Origin of the sequence: Capnocytophaga gingivalis ATCC 33624 (genome assembly GCF_000174755.1) — a bacterium.
Taxonomy (GTDB): Bacteria; Bacteroidota; Bacteroidia; order Flavobacteriales; family Flavobacteriaceae; genus Capnocytophaga; species Capnocytophaga gingivalis.
Genome location: NZ_ACLQ01000016.1, coordinates 152,336 through 169,640, shown reverse-complemented (window position 1 = coordinate 169,640; position 17,305 = coordinate 152,336). Strand labels below are relative to the sequence as shown.

Sequence of the window (17,305 nt, the reverse complement as noted above, 5' to 3'; positions counted from 1 at the left end):
AAGAGTAAAAATAGTCTGTTATGGTTAACAACTTAAAAAGAATAATGTCCGCCATTGTTTGGGTGCAGCTCATTGTCTTGGGGTTCTTCTTTTTATGTTTGGCAGGGGTCTATTGGCTGGATCCTTTTATTTGGTCTCTTACTAAAGTAGAACCCTTTACTGCCATTGCTAAGGTCGTGAACCCGCCTTTGCTTTCCTTCTTGGATGCGCTTATAGGTCATAGGTTTCACTATTCTGTTATTGCGGCTTTCTTAGTAGGGGTGTTACTCATAGGGATAAGTATTCTCATAGGCGCGGTAGTGACGAAAATTCGTCAGTTGCTAAAGAAAGAGCCGCTACCCCTGACTGAGTGGATGAAGGATATCCTTCTTTTTGAGGGAATCTTCTTGGGAGTCTTGGCTGTAGGAGCGCTCTTCTGGACACTCTTTACCTCTTTTGACGACGCCCAAGATAGGGATAATTCTAGCTATATATTCTTTGCCCTGTTACCCATAACAGCCGTATTGTTTCTCTTAGGACGCTTTCTCAGCAGAAAAGGGTATCGCCTTATGGGGATGAGCCTCTTAGGACTTTTTGGTGTAGGCCTATTTTATGGACTGGGGGTGAGTATCTATCTCTTTTTCAAGGGAGAACTCAATACGGATTACGATTATTTTGATCTGCTACGCCGTCCCTCCGCCCAAGTGGTTGATGAGAGTGAGTATGATGGTAGCTATATAGGGCAAGAGCACAAGACCTTTAGCGATACAGATACTGAAGATACTTACCAAAGAGAAGAAGTAAAAGACCCTGAATGGGATTTTGTAGCATTTAATAAGGATTCCCTACAAAAGCTCCTAAATAATGAAATGTATAAAAAGGTATACGATCTAAATGAATTTTTCATCAAAGAAGATGGTTATCTCTATCCTATGAGTATCTATGCAAAAGGGGATACCCTATCCAGAAAACAGCCTACGCTCTATCATCTCCAGCGCTATATAAGCAGAGATAATAATAAGCTCCTTGCCTTTTGGTACTATTTTGGGGGTAGTGTTATGGAGGCGATGTATCAAAGTGGACAGTTAGGGGAAAATACCTATATGCACCGTACGCTCAATGGACAAATAGCAGACCTATTGAATGTCTATGAGTTACAAGGAGACAATGACCAACTCTATAAGGACATTCTTGAGGTGATGAATCGGTCTTCGTATATAGAAGACCATATAAAAGGGCTTAAAAAGGTATTCAAGGAGTACGAAATCCCCGAGTTTGAAAGAGACTTAACGGATAGTAACAGCCCCAGTGATGGTTACGTCCGCTGGGTCTATACCTTTTGGGCACGGCGTTTTGACGAAGACAATACCGCAGCTGTCCTTACCATACTTAGATCTATGCAGGAGCAGTGAACAGTTGTCAGTGAGCAGTGAGCAGTGAACGGTGAGCAGTGAACGGTTGTCAGAAACTAATCACTTAGAATTAAAAAACTCAAAATTAAAAACTTAAAACTTAAAATTAAAAATTAAAAACTCAAAACTTATGAAGCGATTCTTACTTGGCTTAGTCCTTATCTTTTTGGCTTCTTGTCCTAAGCAGCCAGCCTCTTTGGCGTTAGTCCCCAGCGATGCCGCTTGGGTAGTCTCTATTGACTTTAAGTCACTCTACCAAAAAGCGGATATTGCTTCCACCGAGGACTCAGCGGAGTTCAAGCAGTGGATTGATAGTCTTTCTCTAACAGACAAGCAGCGGGATTTCCTTCGAGAGCTGCTCCGCAACCCAAGAAATTCAGGGATACGCTTTCGAGATCCCATCTATTTATTCCAGTATGGACAACAAGGGGGCAATGGTATGGAGAACTATATCGGGATAGCGTGTGTCCTTTCGGATAAGAAAAAGTTTGAAAACACTCTGAATCAACTTTTTGCCTTAGCTAAAGAGGAAAAGAACCTTACCGAGGAAGGTGGCTATAAGTTGCTGAACCTATCTGGGGGCAAGTATACATTGAGTTGGGATGATGATAAAGTGCTCTTTCTGGGGGCAGAGGACGACAAGGGAGAGTCCTCCTCAGGCTTGCAAACCTTCCTGAAGGCCAAGCAACTCCGTTCCTTGGAGGCTAAAAAGCAAATCACTGCACTTAGTGGTTTTGGAGACTTCCTTCACGATCAGAAAGACATCAGTGTATGGGTCAATGTAGCATCTGCTTACGCGACCTTAGATGAGAAACTACCCTCTACCACAGCCCTTTCTCCTTCGCTATTCAACCTACAACAGGGTACTTATCTCTATGCTACTTTGGATTTTCAAAAAGAGGCAATAGCCCTTTCAGCTCGTACCCTATACAACGAAAAATACCAAAAGCTCTTAGACAAACACCATATAGGAGAAGCCTCTTTTAACAAAAAGCTCTTCAAGCACTTCCCAGAGAAAATGCCTATGGCAATCACAGGGGCGCTCAATGTGAAGCATTACTATGAGTTCCTCAAGGAAGCAGAACCCGAACTCGTCAAAGAAGCCGATATCAAGGAGTGGCTCGCTAAGAAAGACCTTCAGTTGGATAACCTCTTGAACCTCTTTGGGGGTAGTTTCGTCATAGCCTTGGAGGACTTCGAGACAGGTATGAGTATCCCTATTCCAGTAGTAGGCGCTTGTTTTGAGGTCAATGATAAAAAAATCTTGGACAAAATGGTCGCTGAAGAGGGATCCTTTACCAAAGATGGTGATCGCTATAGCCTCAGTTTCTTCTTTGTAAATGTATATTTCGCCTACAACGACAAGGCCTTTTTCATAAGCAACTCCTCCGATGAGGTAGATGCCTTCCTCGCTGGGAAACGCAAAAATAACGCCTATAGTAGCTCCTTGGCCTCACAGGCAAGTAAGAATACCTTCTATGGCTTTTTTAACTTGAATATGGATGACTATCCCTCCGTGTTCAAGATGGCAATGAAGGCCGACGAACGTTCCCGCAATGAGGCGTCTCTTCAGTGGATGATAGACCATTCTAAGAACTTGGAAATCAAAGCTGATGCTAAGAAGAACACTGCTACCCTTATCTATCATATGAGGAATGTGAAGCGCAACAGCCTCTATAGCTTTCTTCAGTTTGCCAAGCAGGTCGATACAACTAAAGCCAACAAAGAGGATAAGGCCGTCGAAGACGACAGCACATACGAAGACGATGGAGTGTATGAAGAGGATCCCGCAACGGACGAAGATATCATAATCGAAAAAGATGAAGAATAAGCAATAATGGAACTCGTTCTACGCCATCTCAAGCCTACTTATATGGAAGAAGCCGAACTGCATCCCTCGGATATCTATCTGAGGGAGGAGGTCGTCTTTGCTCCAGCCAAGCGCTATCTTATCCGTGCTCAGTCGGGTAGGGGAAAGACCTCTCTTTTGAGTTTTATCTATGGGGATCGAGACACCTACAAGGGTACTATTACCTACGATGGAGTGGCTTGCCCCAAAGACCTCTTCTCGTACCGGAGAAACAAGCTAAGTTACCTCTTCCAAGACCTGCGTCTCTTCCCCCGCTAACAGCCAAGGAGAATATACAGCTCAAGAATCGGTTGACGGGTTACTTTTCCTCTGAGCAAGTCAGCCAACTGCTGGAGCGGGTGGGGCTTGCTCATAAGGTGGATACCCCTTTAGCAGCTCTTTCCTTAGGACAGCGCCAGCGTGTGGCCTTCCTGCGTGCCTTAGCCCAGCCCTTCGAGGTGCTCCTCTTGGACGAACCTTTCAGCCATTTGGACGAGGCGAATACCCATCTGCTCTGTGAGCTCTTACAAGAAGAATGCTCCCAGAGAGGCGCTACCTTACTTATGACCTCCTTGGAGGTCAATGACTTACTTAATTATGACCAAGTATTACAGCTCTAAATACCTAAAGTATGCTCTATAAGCTCCAACGAAAGACCCTCCCCAAGGGACAGCTCTTGGGCTATGCTTTCGCCCTGATGGTTGCTGTGGTATTGCTCGGAGGTATCTGGCAGCTCTATAGGGATGTAAAGCCCTTGCTGGAGGAGCAGACGGATATTTTCTCAAGCAACTATGCCGTGGTGACCAAACCTATCTCAGCCATAGGCTCCCTCCAGAAGGAGATGATTTACTTTACCCCAGCCGAGCAGGAATCCTTACGACAAGAACCTTTTGTCAAGAGTATGGCACCCTTTTCAGTGGCTACCTTCAAGATAATGGCCTATACCCGTGAGAGTGAGGGAGAGTTCCCACTCTTCGCTACAGACCTTTTTTTTGAGAGTATCCCCGATAAGTATATCGATGTCAAGAGTGACCAATGGGAGTGGAATCCATCCCGCTCTTTTGTGCCTATTATCATCCCTGAGAATTACCTATCCCTTTATAACTTTGGCTTTGCTCAGAGCCAAGGCTTACCCGTACTCTCCAAGGGCTTGATAGACAAGTTCACCTTCGGATTGCGCCTCTCAGGCAATGGCAAGGAAGCGACCTTCTCCAGCCGTATTGTAGGCTTTTCCGCCAAGATCAATTCTATTCTTGTCCCAGAGGACTTTCTCTCTTGGGCAAATGCTACCTATGGGTCGCCTACCTCACAGGTATCACGCCTCTTGGTAGAGTTCCATGATCCTTCCCAAAAGGAAATCTTAGCTTATTTCAAGGCTCATAACTACACCATAGCCAAGGACGAGCTGGAACTAAGTAAGATGCGTTTCTTTTTCTCCTCTGCTCTCTGGGTAGTGGTAGGGATCGCCCTTCTGATCCTTATCCTCTCGGTAGGAGTGGTGGTACTGAGTCTGCATTTGGTCTTGCAGCGCAACAAGGAACAGATCCATTCGCTGCTTTCCATAGGTTATACGCCCGCCCAGATCGCCCGCTATTACCAAAGGGCAGTCAGTCTCTTCACCATCGGGGCGATAATTGCTGCCTTGTCTCTCTGCTATGGGTTACGCAACCTCTATATGGCCAAGCTCTCCCAGCTCTTTCCCTTCACACCCACAGGCTTCACCTTGCCCTTAGCTGCTTTCACTTTAGCTATAGTGCTATGTATGCTTTATAGTGTTATACTCATCAGGGGAGTCAGAGGAGTGAAGAGAGAAGTGTAAAAAGAGAAGCGTCTTATTTGCTAATTATTTGTTAATATAGTTAAAATCTTAAGGAGAATATGCTACTTTTGTAACTTCCTATAAGGCTACATTATGAGAAGTAATTTTGAGTTTCTAAAAGAGATTGAACCCCATATACTCTATCGTATTGCCCACTTGGCGGAGATGTACTTATATACCGACCCTAATGGCTGCTTGATGAAGCTACGCCAATTTGCCGAGGTTATGGTCAATGAGGTGTTTCAGATAGAACATATCGCCCTGCCTTATGATAACAATCAGGCCAATAGAATCAGTGTGCTTAAGCGGGAAGGAATTATAGAACACCAGTTGGGTCGTATATTAAACGAGTTGAGACAAAGAGGTAACGAGGCGGTTCATGCAGGCTTTGACTCACTTACTTCAGCTAAAACCCTCTTGCAAATGGCCTACCATCTGGCTCAGTGGTATGCTCTGAGTTATGGTGAGGGAACAGGAGGGCACACCTTTGTCATGCCTCAGGAGGAGGATATCCCCAATGCCGCTGAGCTACAAGCAGAAAAAGAAGCGCAAGATCAGCAAATCAAAGCCCTTACGGAGCAACTCCTTGGACTACAAAAACAGCAAAGCTATTGGGAAGCCGCCCAGACCAAAGAGTTTATAAATGCTCAAAAAGAGCGTGCACGCCGTACCCAACAGTATACAAAAAACCTTCAACTCTCAGAAGCCGAAACACGCCAGCTCATTGATGCACAACTGTGTGAAGCAGGGTGGCAGGCCGATACAGAGCACTTACGCTATAGCAAAGGTACTCGTCCCGAAAAAGGGAAAAACCTTGCCATAGCCGAATGGCCGACAGACAAAGGTTTTGCCGATTATGCCCTTTTTGTCGGTCTACAGCTGGTGGGTATTGTGGAGGCCAAAGCCAAACACAAAGATATTTCAAGTATCCTCTCCAACCAATGCAAGGACTACGCCACCCATATCAAGAAAGAACATGCCTGCTATCTTATTGGACAATGGGGAGACTATCAGGTACCCTTCCTTTTTGCTACCAATGGACGAAAATACCTTAAGCAATTGGATACCAAAGCAGGGATTTGGTTCTTAGATGTACGAGATAATGGCAATATCTCTAAAGCACTACAAGGCTGGAAAAGTCCTCAAGGACTCTTGGAGGATTTGGCACAAGATATAGCCAAAGCTACTCAAGACCTCGCTCAGACCCCTTATGACCTACTGAGAGACCCCAACGGACTGAACCTACGTCCCTACCAAATCCGCGCCGTAGAAGCCTCCGAAAAAGCCTTAACAGAAGGGCGCCGCTCGGTGCTCCTCTCTATGGCGACAGGGACAGGAAAGACACGCACCTTGCTGGCGATGATTTACCGCTTTTTGGCTGCCAAACGCTTTAAGCGCATCTTATTTTTGGTAGACCGCAATGTCTTAGGAAGGCAGGCACTTGATGTGTTCAAGGATGTAAAACTCGAAGACCTACAAACGCTTTATAATATCTATCCTATCAATGAACTTGGTGAAAAAACAATAGCGAAAGAAACCAAAATACAATTGAGCACTGTACAGGCTATGGTAAGGCGTATTCTCTATAACGAAGCGGAGGATATGCCCTCCGTATCGGATTACGATTTGGTAATCGTAGATGAGGCACACCGTGGTTATATACTTGATAAAGAGATGAGTGAGGACGAGTTTGATTTCCGCAATCAGGAGGATTTTATCAGTAAATACACTATGGTAATTGACTACTTCGATGCGGTGAAAATCGCTGTTACAGCAACCCCAGCTCTACACACCACCCAGCTTTTTGGCAAACCTGTCTTTGAGTACTCCTATCGTGAAGCCGTTTTGGATGGTTTTTTAGTAGATTATAACCTACCTCACCATATTTTCACCCAACAGCGTATAGAAGGGATTCACTATGCTAAGGGCGATACTGTACAAGCATATGATCCTGAGAAAAACGAGGTAATAGATTTGTCAGAAATACCTGATGAGCTGAACTTCGAGGTAGAGCAGTTCAACCGAAATATCATCGTAGAAGGGTTTAACCGTGCGGTATTGGAGGAAATAGCCCAGTCCTTAGACCCTACTGGCGAAGGAAAGACCCTTATTTTTGCAGTAGATGATGCCCATGCCGATCTTGTGGTGAAGATTCTTAAAGAAATCTATGCCGAACAAGGGGTGGATAACGATGCTATCCAAAAGATAACCGGTAGCATAGGGGATAAGAAACGAGTGGAAGATGCTATTAAGCGATTCAGAAATGAGATCAACCCTAATATAGTAGTAACCGTAGACCTGCTTACCACAGGAGTGGATGTGCCTGAAATTACCACTTTGGTATTCCTACGTTTGGTGAAATCACGTATTCTTTTCGAGCAAATGATGGGGCGTGCTACCCGCCTTTGTCCTAAGATAAACAAGGAGAGTTTTGAGGTATATGATCCCGTGGGAGTCTTTGATTTCTTTGCAGAAGTCTCTGAAATGGTACCTATTGTAGTGAATCCCAATACCACTTTAGAAGATATCATCAATGGCTTTGAACATACTGAAGACCCTGAGCTGATTGCCAAATATACCCAACAGCTCTTAGCTCGATTGCAACGACGTGTGAAGAATATCTCTCAGCAGGATTTTGATTATTTCTGTAGCCTAAGTCAGGGGGTGTCCCCTAAGGATTTTTTAACCACTCTTAAAAATATACCCTCCACAGAAGTAAAGTCTTTTGTCAGAGAAAACATAAAAGCAATTGCCTGTCTGTTCCACTCTCAAGCTAAGACGGTAAAGTACAAATATATCAGTGACAAGCCAGATGAAGTACGCGAACACTATGTAGGCTATGGTAAGACCCAGCAACGCCCAGGGGACTATATAGAGCAATTCTCAGCCTATATAGCCGAGAATCGCAATAAGCTCGCCGCCCTGAACCTGCTCTGTACGCGCCCTTCGGAGCTTACTCGTAGCGAACTTAAGCATCTTTACTTAGAGATGGCGCAAGAGGGCTATACCCTCAAAGAGCTCAACAAGGCATGGAACAATGCCAAGAATGTAGAGATTACTGCCGACCTTATCGGGATGATACGTACCTTAGCCCTCGGCAATGCCCTTGTGGATTATAAAGTACGCTTGGACAATGCTTTTGAGAAACTCAAACAGACACACAGCTTCAATGCTATGGAAACCAAATGGCTCGACCGTATCAAGACTTTCTTAGAGAAGGAACAATATATTGAAAAAGCCGACTTTGACACGGGTGCTTTCCAAAATGCAGGAGGCTATGAGAAGATTAATAAGGTATTTAAAAACCATCTGGGAGAAATTGTAGATGAATTAAAGGAATATTTGTTTATGGGGTGATGGTTAAGATACTGAAAATCTTAAAAATAGATAGATATTAATAGAAAATGGGAATATAATACAATCAAGAAAGTAAAAAATCATGAAAAAGATTGGAAAAAATCTCGAAATTAAAAATATTATCATTCATCAATTACTAAAAGAAGCAGGTAATGGGATAGTGGATGCAAAATCAGCTGATCATGTGTTAAATATTAGTGATAGAGAAAAATTATTTTTAGGAAACCTCGATGAAGCATATTATAAGAAATCAGAAATAATACATGGAATTTTCTCTGGAAATTTTCCCAAGTTTAAAGATTTGTTATTAGAGTATACAGAAGGAAAAAATAGTTTTTATGATTTTTCTATTAATGTAATGAATCATTATAAGGAGATATTACAACGTACAATCGCAGCAACAGGTGGCTATATGATTCTATGTGAATATACAAAACTAAAAAAAGAATTACTTTTAGTTCTCATGATAAATAATAAGGAGGGATTTGTTGTTAATGAAACGGATTTATCACTAAGTAATATAAAAAAATTAGAATTACATAAAGTTGATATTGCGTGTTCTATTAATCTTACTGATTGGAAAGCAATAGAAAATGAAGACCTTACAACAGATAGAAAAACCTATTTATCTTTTGTTAAGGGTCTTAAAGATATTAGTCTTTATTTTATGCAATTTATAGATGTTGATAATAAAAACACTAGTACTGAATCAACGAATAGATTACTTAGAGCTATTGATGAATTTGCTAAAAGGGAAGGCTGGGATAAGGAAAGAAAAATACAACGACAGGATGATGTCTGCTCATATTGTTTAGATAGAATAGATAAAAAACAAGAGATTTTACTCTCATATATTTCTGCTATAATGGATCCTGATAACCCTGAAAAGTTCCAAGATCTAGCAACTGATGATGAATTTGGTGTGAGTTCCGTAATAAATGGTAATAAATCAAAATTAAGGCTACTGAAAAGAATTACATATAAAGATGATAACTTAAGATTAGAGTTTAATACAAAATTATTTTTAGATAAAACTATTATTTATGATGAAAAAAACAATAAACTAACTATTAAAAATATCCCTGAGCTATTGAAACAACAAATAAAGAAACTCAATGATTGATAAAATTGTTAAGATATTAAATAAGAATAAATCGTCTATAAAAATAGAAGATGATATTATTTCTTGTATCTATAGAATAGATAGCTTAGAGTTCTTAAGGGAGTTAAGTGATAACGAGCTAATCACAAATTCTTTTTTTGAAGACTATAATACTGATGAAGATATAGTTTTAGAATTTTTAATCTCAAGACTAAGATCACAAGGGTTTTATCTATCAAAAAAATCCTTTTTAACATGGAATCAGTATAATTATCCTGAAAAAGAAGTTTATATACACGAAATAAATGATTTTTTAATTAATAATGTTTTTTTCAACGAAAGATTCTCTACAATAATTAATTTAATAGATATTTTAGGTCAAAATTCTAAAATTAAGTATAATGAAGATGAATTCTTGAATTTTCTAATTGTAAGAGAAGATAAATCTTTACTATTATATTTAAAATATTTGCCAGAGGATTTGGATTTAATAGATAATACTGATTTAAATAATATCAATAACTTTATTCAAATTTTGAAAGAAGATATTGCTCCCGATAGAAAAAACATTTATATAAATGAGCTAATTGACTATTTGTTACCGATAGAAGAAAAAAATAGATTCTCATACTTAATTAAAAATTTTAATGAATTTATACATCGAGCTTCTGCCTCATATAATTATTATCTGAGAAATTTTTCTTATTATAAATTAAAAATTGAACTTGACACAAAAGCATTAGATTTTTATCAAAAAATTCAGGGAGTTGTAAATGATTCACAAACTAAGTTAATTGCAATACCAACTGCAATTGTTTTTGCATCTACAACATTAGATTATGAAAATATAAATTCCATGAAGAATTATTTGATATTAGTAGGAATGATTATGTTTTGTATATTTATTCAAATCTTTATCAACAACCAAGAATCAGCATTGGAATTTATAGAAAGGAATATCACAATATATAAACAATCATTTTCTGATAATAAACAAATATTAGAAAATTCATTTATTAAAGTAGATAAGGAAAGAAATAAACAAAAATGCAGGCTTTTAACTATACAAATCCTTTTATGGTCAAGCCCTATTTTAATCTTTATCTTATTATTTATTACAAATATAGAGATCAAATCAAAATATATTTATAAAATATATAAGTTTTTATTCGACAATAGTCTAATGAGAATAATTTTACAAATCTAATAGAAATAACACAATGAATATCAACAATTCTTCTTTCTTTCAAAAACTGCTAACTAAAGGCTTGAAGAAAAAATAAAAGAAAAACTAAAAACACTATGAACAACCAAGAAATTGTAGCCAAACTATGGGCACTGTGCAATGTGCTACGTGATGACGGCATCACCTATCACCAATACGTAACAGAACTGACCTATATCCTTTTTCTAAAAATGGCCAAGGAAACCAATTCTGAAGGGGAAATACCTGAGGCTTATCGTTGGGACACTCTTGTGAGCAAAGACGGTATCCCACTCAAGAAATTCTATGAGGAGCTGTTAGAACACTTGGGCGAACAGTGCCGAGGGAGGATTCAGGAAATCTATGCAGGGGCTAAATCCAATATAGAAGAGCCTAAAAACTTGGAGAAAATTATCAAGACCATTGATGCCCTTGATTGGTATTCTGCCAAAGAAGAAGGCTTGGGTAACCTATATGAAGGCCTATTGGAGAAGAACGCCAATGAAAAGAAATCAGGAGCAGGGCAGTACTTCACCCCTCGTGTGCTCATTGATGTGATGACCGAGCTTACCCATCCACAGGCGGGCGAACGCTGTAATGACCCTGCTTGTGGTACTTTTGGCTTTATGATTGCCGCTGACCGATATATCAAAGACCAAACCGATGACCTCTTCTCCCTTTCGCAAGAGATGCAAGAGTTCCAGATCAATGAGGCTTTCTCAGGGGGCGAATTGGTACATGAAACCCACCGCTTGGCACTGATGAACGCCATGCTGCACGACATCAAAGGGCCTATACAGCTTGGCGATACGCTTTCCTCCTTAGGCAAGCAAATGACCGGTTATGATGTGGTACTGACCAATCCACCCTTTGGCACCAAGAAAGGAGGCGAACGCGCTACTCGTGACGACCTGACCTTTCCTACTTCCAACAAACAGCTGAATTTTTTGCAGCACATCTACCGCAGTCTTAAAAGAGGCGGACGTGCTGCCGTAGTGCTCCCCGACAATGTGCTCTTTGTAGATGGTGATGGGGAGCGCATTCGCAAAGACCTTATGGAAAAGTGCAACCTACATACCATCTTGCGCCTACCTACGGGGATTTTCTATGCCCAAGGGGTCAAGACCAATGTGCTCTTCTTCGAGCGAGGACTTTCGGACAAAGGCAATACTCAAGAGGTTTGGTTCTATGATCTCCGTAGTAATATGCCTAACTTCGGGAAAACCAATCCCCTCAAGCGGGAACACTTTGACGAGTTTGTACAGTGTTATCAGCGTGATGACCGCCATAAGCGCCAAGAAACTTATAGCGAGGAAAATCCACAGGGCAGATGGCGTCGATACACCTATGAGGAAATCTGTGCCCGCGACAAAACAAGCCTTGACCTGAGCTGGATACGCCAAGGAGAGGAAACCGAAGACATCCCCTTGAGCGAACTCATAGCCACTATGGAGGAAAAAGCAGCCAAAATCACTGAAGCTATTGCACAACTAAAAGCCATTATGGGAAATGAGTAGTCCAAAGAAACCTAAAGACATGCTAAGGGCTTCCGTAGCGGAGTATCTGACCTTTGTTACCGCCACAGGAGAGAGCAATATCCAAAGCCTCTATGCCGACGAGAATGTATGGCTTTCCCAAAAAATGATGGGATTGCTCTATGGTGTAGAAATCCCTACTATCAATTATCATTTACAAAAGATATTCTCTGACAATGAGTTAGCCGAAAATTCAGTTATTAGAAAATTTCTAATAACTGCCGATGATGGGAAAACTTATAATACAAAGCACTATAACCTATCGGCGATTATTGCGGTAGGCTACAAAGTCAATTCAGAAAGGGCGGTGCAGTTCCGCAAATGGGCAACGCAGATTATAGAAGAATTTACCATCAAGGGCTTTGCCATGGATGATGAGCGCCTGAAAAACGATGGAACCCTGCTAGGAAAGAAGTATTTCGAGGAACAACTACAACGTATTCGCGAAATACGCCTCTCCGAACGCAAGTTCTATCAGAAAATCACCGATATTTATGCCACCTCTATTGATTACGACCCTAAATCCTCCTCTACCCAACGCTTTTTTGCCACCGTACAGAACAAACTACATTGGGCTATTCATGGACATACCGCTGCTGAGGTAATTTACGAGCGTGCCAATGCCAAAAAACCTCACATGGGATTGACCTCTTGGAAGGATGCCCCCAAGGGGAAGATCTATCCCTTTGATGTGGTCGTTGCCAAGAACTACCTTACCGAAGATGAAATGGCACAGTTACAGCGCTTAGTCTCTGCCTACTTGGATATGGCAGAAGATATGGCACTGAGGCATATCCCGATGACCATGAGCGATTGGGAAGTACGCCTGAACCGGTTTTTAGAATTTGCCGACCGAGAGGTCTTACAAGACGCTGGTAAAATCACCGCCGAGATCGCTCATACGCATGCCTTAGCGGAGTTTGAAAAGTATCGTATCGTACAAGACAGACTCTTCCAATCGGATTTTGATAAATTTCTTGAATCATGAACACTAAGCAAATACGACAAACCATATTAGACCTAGCCATACGAGGGGAGTTAGTTCCCCAAGACCCCACCGATGAGCCTGCCTCCGTGCTCTTGGAGCGTATTCGTGCAGAGAAAGAGCAACTTATCAAAGATAAAAAACTCAAACGAGACAAAAAAAACAACGAACCGATTGACGAAGTCCCCTTTGAACTTCCAGAGGGATGGGAGTGGTGTAGAGGATATGAAATTTTAAATCCCATGGAAACTCAAAAACCCATAGGAGAAATGTTTGGTTATATAGATATAGCTTCCATAGATAACAAAAATAATAGAATTATAGACGCCAAATTTATTTCTGTATCAGAGGCTCCAAGTAGAGCTAGCCGTAAGGTTAAATTTGGAGATACTCTTTTCTCTATGGTGAGACCTTATTTAAAAAATATTGCTTTTGTAGAGGAAGAGTACTCTAATTGTATAGCTTCAACTGGCTTTTATATTTGTAGCCCTAATAAAACATTATATCCTAAGTTTCTTTTCTATTTGATGCTATCAGAATATGTAGTTAATGGTTTAAATAAGTATATGAAAGGTGATAATTCACCTTCAATTAACAATGAAAATATAACAAATTTTTTTTCCCTCTCCCTCCCCTTGCCGAGCAACATCGTATTGCCCAAAAAGTAGAACAGCTGCTCACCATTGTGGATACTATAGAGCAACTTCAAGAGGAACTCAAAGCCCTTGTCAAACAGACCAAAAATCAGGTGCTCAACTATGCCATAGCGGGCAAACTTACCCAGCAAGACCCTAACGATGAACCTGCGGAAGAACTTCTTAAGCGTATAGGCAAGACAACTGCCGCTGATACCCCTTATGAGAAGTTGCCTGAGGGGTGGGTGTGGTGTCAAGGAAATCAAATTTTGAATACAATGAAATCTCAAAAGCCTTCAGGTGAAAAATTTAATTATATAGACATTGCTTCTATAGATAATAGACAAAACAAAATTACTGAGGTAAAAACTATAGCTGTAACTGAAGCCCCAAGTAGAGCCAGTAGGAAAGTGAAATTTGGTGACACCTTATTTTCTATGGTTAGACCTTATCTGAAAAATATAGCTTTTGTAGATGAAGAATACTCAAACTGTATAGCTTCAACAGGCTTTTATGTGTGTAGTCCTAATGAAACTCTGTTTCCTAAGTATTTATTTTATCTGATGGTGTCTGATTATGTAGTTCAGGGACTGAATAAACATATGAAAGGAGATAATTCACCCTCAATTAACAATGAAGATATAACAAATTTTATTTTCCCTCTCCCCCCTCTTGCAGAGCAACATCGTATAGTTGAAAAAATAGAAAGTTTTTTTGCCTCCTTTGACCAAATAGAAAAAGAATTAGCATAGAGCATAAATACAATAAGGGGCAAATTGCCTCACATACTTGCTTGCACAACTTTGCCCCTACGACTTACCAATTGACAATAGTATCTACAATGGCTTGCTGCTCACTGGCAGTACGCCTGAGATAGATACGAGTGGTCTCAATACTTTCATGCCCCATAAGGTCGGCAAGGAGTGTAAGATCATTAAAACGCTCTAAGAAGTTCTTAGCAAACCGATGTCTGAAAGAATGAGGGTATACCACTTTAGGATTAAGCTGGTACTTATAGGCAAAGACCTTGAGCTGCTGGGCAATACCTCGTGGGGTAATACGCTTACCAAAACGATTGAGAAAGATATAGCCCGAAGTGATCCCCTTTTCCTTAAGCCACAAGCTACTTTCCTCACGCAGGAGCTTGGGAATGTATAGGCGGCGTACCTTACCTCCTTTGCTGTAAATATCCAAATAGCCTTGAGTGAGGTGTTCTGCTTTTATTTGGATAAGTTCACTCACACGCGCCCCTGTAGCGGTGAGAAACCATACGAGAAAATACCAATCTTGATACCCATCTTTTTTGAGCTGTGCCTTTAGGAAAAGGTAATCCGCATGACTAATCACATGCTCTAAAAAGTTCTTTTGCTGTACCTTTACAAAGGACATCTTCAGGGAACCTCTCTTGACGAAGTCTAAGTACTTGTTAATCGCCTGCAAACGCAGATTAACGGTTTGTGCTTTGTACTTGTCCAGCAGGAAATTCTTGTAAGCCATCAGGTTGGGCTTGTTGATAACTGGGTATTTTTCTAAGAAATACCTCACTGTCCACACATACGAGTCTATCGTATTGGGTGCTAAGTTGCTTTTCAGGAGAAAAGACTTGAATTGTTTTATCATTTCTTTAAAATTTAGAAATGATAATAAACGAAGTTTTTACAAATTACTTTCTATGGTATTTAAAAAAGAAAAATAAGTCTCTATTTTTTGGACGATACGGTACTGCTCCGCAAGAGGAGGAAGAGGGAAAAATTCTTTCTGTAGGAACTGAAAATGCCTACTATATCCTCTGTTTTCAATTTTGTAAGAAGCATTGAGAATGAGATAATAGAGATATTTTGATAGATTATTGTTAGGTAGAATAACTTTAACCCCATCTGCACCAACAATAAAATCAAAATCTATATATTTTACTACTCTCGTATGGTCTCCAAAAACAATGATAAAATCTTCTACCTTTAGAACCTTTGTTTCATCAGAAGAAAAACCTTCTATATAATTAGCACTTTGACTTATTACAGGAAAATCCCCATTTTTTTCTATTTCAGACTGCAAAATCTGATATGGTTTTGTAGCTATGGTCTTCGTGATATCCCCCAGCCTACACCACGCCCACCCTTCAGGTAACTTCTCATAAGGGGTATTATGGCTACAAACGAAAGCTATTTGGTCATATTATGACTGAGTACTACTCGCTGATATTCTCAAAATCAGTCCAGAAGTTGGGGTAGGATTTTTCCACCACTTCTCCCTTTTCGATCGTAAGAGGTACCTTCAGGCAGAGGGGGGCAAAGGCCATAGCCATACGATGGTCTCCGTAGGTAGCTATGGAGACATTGCGGGCTATCTTGCGAGGAACTCCTATCCATATTTCTCCTTGGGAGATGTGTACCTCTCCGCCAAGTTTCGTAATCTCGTCTCGGAGAGCTTCTAATCGGTTGGTTTCCTTGATATTGAGAGTGTGCAAGCCACTAAGAAAACACTCTACCCCCAAGCCAAAGCAAGTGACAGCTATGGTCTGGGCTATATCCGGACAATCCATCAGGTTATAGGAGAAAATAGTAGAGAAGTCATCTCGTTCCTTGATTAGCTGTATCTTATCCCTCCAGAAGATGGTCTTTACCCCAAAGCTCTGGTAGATGTCTGCCAAGATACGGTCTCCCTGTAGGCTTTCCTTCTTATAATGATTCAGGAATAGGGAAGAGCCTACCTCACTGAGAGCTATCATGCTATAGAAGTATGAAGCAGAGCTCCAGTCGGGCTCCACTACGATAGTTTGTGCCTCTACCTCAGGGGTGTGGTATACGGTGATAATATTATCCTCCAGTACTGCTTCTATCCCCAATTGGTTCAAGAGGGCGAGGGTCATCCTCAGGTAGGGTAGGGAAGTGATCTCTCCCTCCAAGTGTAGGGTGAGTCCCTTGGGGAAGGTGCTTCCTACTAAGAGCAGGGCGGAGAGGTATTGGCTGCTGACATTGGCTTTGATGGTCAGCTCTCCACCTTCTATATGTTTTCCTGTTATGGATAGGGGAGGGAAGCCCTCTGTAGAAAGGTAGTCGATAGAAGCCCCTAACTGACGTAGTGCCTCCACCAGAATACCTATAGGACGCTGTTGCATACGCTCCGAGCCCGTCAGTACCACCTTGCGGTCAGTGCAGCAGGCATAGTAAGCCGTAAGGAAGCGCATAGCCGTACCGGCGTCTCCTACATTGATTTCCTCTCCCAGAAGGTGCAATCCTCGTGACATCATCTCTGTATCCTTCGAGGGAGAGATATTTTCTATTTCTAAGGAAGGAAAGAGTTGCTTGAGTAGTAGTAGTCGGTTGCTCTCACTCTTTGAGCCTCCTATATTCAGGGTAAGTTGGTTGTTGTTTTTTAAGCGTTTTTTCTTTAGACGAATATCCATGTTATATCTTAGAGGGCGCAAA

At 41.1% G+C, this 17,305-nt stretch carries 13 protein-coding genes and 1 pseudogene; 11 read left to right on the top strand and 3 right to left on the bottom strand.

What is annotated here, in order from left to right:
• Nucleotides 1–20: 20 nt before the first annotated feature.
• The 11 genes and pseudogenes from CAPGI0001_RS05465 to CAPGI0001_RS05415 all read left to right on the top strand — a co-directional run bounded on the left by CAPGI0001_RS05465 (nucleotide 21) and on the right by CAPGI0001_RS05415 (nucleotide 14,629).
• Complete coding sequence (locus CAPGI0001_RS05465) at nucleotides 21–1,391, top strand: MFS transporter (RefSeq protein ID WP_248601303.1); 1,371 nt, start codon at nucleotides 21–23, stop codon at nucleotides 1,389–1,391.
• Between the two features lie 130 nt (nucleotides 1,392–1,521).
• On the top strand, nucleotides 1,522–3,222 hold the full coding sequence (locus tag CAPGI0001_RS05460; RefSeq protein WP_002667267.1) for a DUF4836 family protein: 1,701 nt from the start codon (nucleotides 1,522–1,524) through the stop codon (nucleotides 3,220–3,222).
• A gap of 6 nt (nucleotides 3,223–3,228) precedes the next feature.
• A pseudogene (locus CAPGI0001_RS13345) lies at nucleotides 3,229–3,860 on the top strand (ATP-binding cassette domain-containing protein).
• A gap of 11 nt (nucleotides 3,861–3,871) precedes the next feature.
• Nucleotides 3,872–5,059, top strand: coding sequence for an FtsX-like permease family protein (locus CAPGI0001_RS05450; RefSeq protein WP_002667519.1), 1,188 nt, complete (start codon nucleotides 3,872–3,874; stop codon nucleotides 5,057–5,059).
• 93 nt (nucleotides 5,060–5,152) lie between these two features.
• Nucleotides 5,153–8,416 carry a type I restriction-modification system endonuclease gene (hsdR, locus tag CAPGI0001_RS05445; protein ID WP_002667326.1) on the top strand — a complete coding sequence of 1,088 codons (3,264 nt, stop codon included), beginning with the start codon at nucleotides 5,153–5,155 and terminating at the stop codon, nucleotides 8,414–8,416.
• Nucleotides 8,417–8,498: 82 nt separating this feature from the next.
• Entirely contained in the window at nucleotides 8,499–9,539 is a 1,041-nt protein-coding gene (locus tag CAPGI0001_RS05440; RefSeq protein WP_002667564.1) for a nucleoid-associated protein, read from the top strand.
• A complete protein-coding gene (locus tag CAPGI0001_RS05435) occupies nucleotides 9,532–10,725 on the top strand; it encodes a hypothetical protein (protein ID WP_002667329.1) in 1,194 nt (397 codons plus the stop codon). The genes CAPGI0001_RS05440 and CAPGI0001_RS05435 overlap by 8 nt, the downstream gene beginning before the upstream one ends.
• A 95-nt stretch (nucleotides 10,726–10,820) precedes the next feature.
• Entirely contained in the window at nucleotides 10,821–12,239 is a 1,419-nt protein-coding gene (locus CAPGI0001_RS05430) for a class I SAM-dependent DNA methyltransferase (protein ID WP_002667492.1), read from the top strand.
• Nucleotides 12,232–13,245, top strand: a complete 1,014-nt coding sequence (locus CAPGI0001_RS05425; RefSeq protein WP_002667265.1) for a virulence RhuM family protein — start codon at nucleotides 12,232–12,234, stop codon at nucleotides 13,243–13,245. Before CAPGI0001_RS05430 ends, CAPGI0001_RS05425 begins: the two co-directional genes overlap by 8 nt.
• A complete protein-coding gene (locus CAPGI0001_RS05420) occupies nucleotides 13,242–13,910 on the top strand; it encodes a restriction endonuclease subunit S domain-containing protein (protein ID WP_002667386.1) in 669 nt (222 codons plus the stop codon). Before CAPGI0001_RS05425 ends, CAPGI0001_RS05420 begins: the two co-directional genes overlap by 4 nt.
• Nucleotides 13,911–13,990: 80 nt before the next feature.
• On the top strand, nucleotides 13,991–14,629 hold the full coding sequence (locus CAPGI0001_RS05415) for a restriction endonuclease subunit S (RefSeq protein WP_211205492.1): 639 nt from the start codon (nucleotides 13,991–13,993) through the stop codon (nucleotides 14,627–14,629).
• A 64-nt stretch (nucleotides 14,630–14,693) separates the two neighbouring features.
• Here CAPGI0001_RS05415 and CAPGI0001_RS05410 read toward each other — a convergent pair whose 3' ends face one another.
• Genes CAPGI0001_RS05410 through CAPGI0001_RS05400 form a run of 3 tightly spaced genes read right to left on the bottom strand, consistent with a single transcriptional unit; the run spans nucleotide 14,694 to nucleotide 17,283 of the window.
• Complete coding sequence (locus tag CAPGI0001_RS05410) at nucleotides 14,694–15,497, bottom strand: tyrosine-type recombinase/integrase (RefSeq protein WP_002667359.1); 804 nt, start codon at nucleotides 15,495–15,497, stop codon at nucleotides 14,694–14,696.
• Nucleotides 15,498–15,533: 36 nt separating this feature from the next.
• Nucleotides 15,534–16,043, bottom strand: coding sequence for a restriction endonuclease subunit S (locus CAPGI0001_RS05405; RefSeq protein WP_081451921.1), 510 nt, complete (start codon nucleotides 16,041–16,043; stop codon nucleotides 15,534–15,536).
• A 22-nt stretch (nucleotides 16,044–16,065) separates the two neighbouring features.
• A complete protein-coding gene (locus CAPGI0001_RS05400; protein WP_002667621.1) occupies nucleotides 16,066–17,283 on the bottom strand; it encodes a 3-phosphoshikimate 1-carboxyvinyltransferase in 1,218 nt (405 codons plus the stop codon).
• Nucleotides 17,284–17,305: the final 22 nt, after the last annotated feature.

Excerpts from the sequence above, each read along its gene's own strand:
- CAPGI0001_RS05465 (WP_248601303.1), top strand. The coding sequence starts at position 21 with ATGGTTAACAACTTAAAAAGAATAATGTCCGCCATTGTTTGGGTGCAG.
- CAPGI0001_RS05460 (WP_002667267.1), top strand. The coding sequence starts at position 1,522 with ATGAAGCGATTCTTACTTGGCTTAGTCCTTATCTTTTTGGCTTCTTGT.
- CAPGI0001_RS05450 (WP_002667519.1), top strand. The coding sequence starts at position 3,872 with ATGCTCTATAAGCTCCAACGAAAGACCCTCCCCAAGGGACAGCTCTTG.
- hsdR (WP_002667326.1), top strand. The coding sequence starts at position 5,153 with ATGAGAAGTAATTTTGAGTTTCTAAAAGAGATTGAACCCCATATACTC.
- CAPGI0001_RS05440 (WP_002667564.1), top strand. The coding sequence starts at position 8,499 with ATGAAAAAGATTGGAAAAAATCTCGAAATTAAAAATATTATCATTCAT.
- CAPGI0001_RS05435 (WP_002667329.1), top strand. The coding sequence starts at position 9,532 with ATGATTGATAAAATTGTTAAGATATTAAATAAGAATAAATCGTCTATA.
- CAPGI0001_RS05430 (WP_002667492.1), top strand. The coding sequence starts at position 10,821 with ATGAACAACCAAGAAATTGTAGCCAAACTATGGGCACTGTGCAATGTG.
- CAPGI0001_RS05425 (WP_002667265.1), top strand. The coding sequence starts at position 12,232 with ATGAGTAGTCCAAAGAAACCTAAAGACATGCTAAGGGCTTCCGTAGCG.
- CAPGI0001_RS05420 (WP_002667386.1), top strand. The coding sequence starts at position 13,242 with ATGAACACTAAGCAAATACGACAAACCATATTAGACCTAGCCATACGA.
- CAPGI0001_RS05410 (WP_002667359.1), bottom strand. The coding sequence starts at position 15,497 with ATGATAAAACAATTCAAGTCTTTTCTCCTGAAAAGCAACTTAGCACCC.
- CAPGI0001_RS05400 (WP_002667621.1), bottom strand. The coding sequence starts at position 17,283 with ATGGATATTCGTCTAAAGAAAAAACGCTTAAAAAACAACAACCAACTT.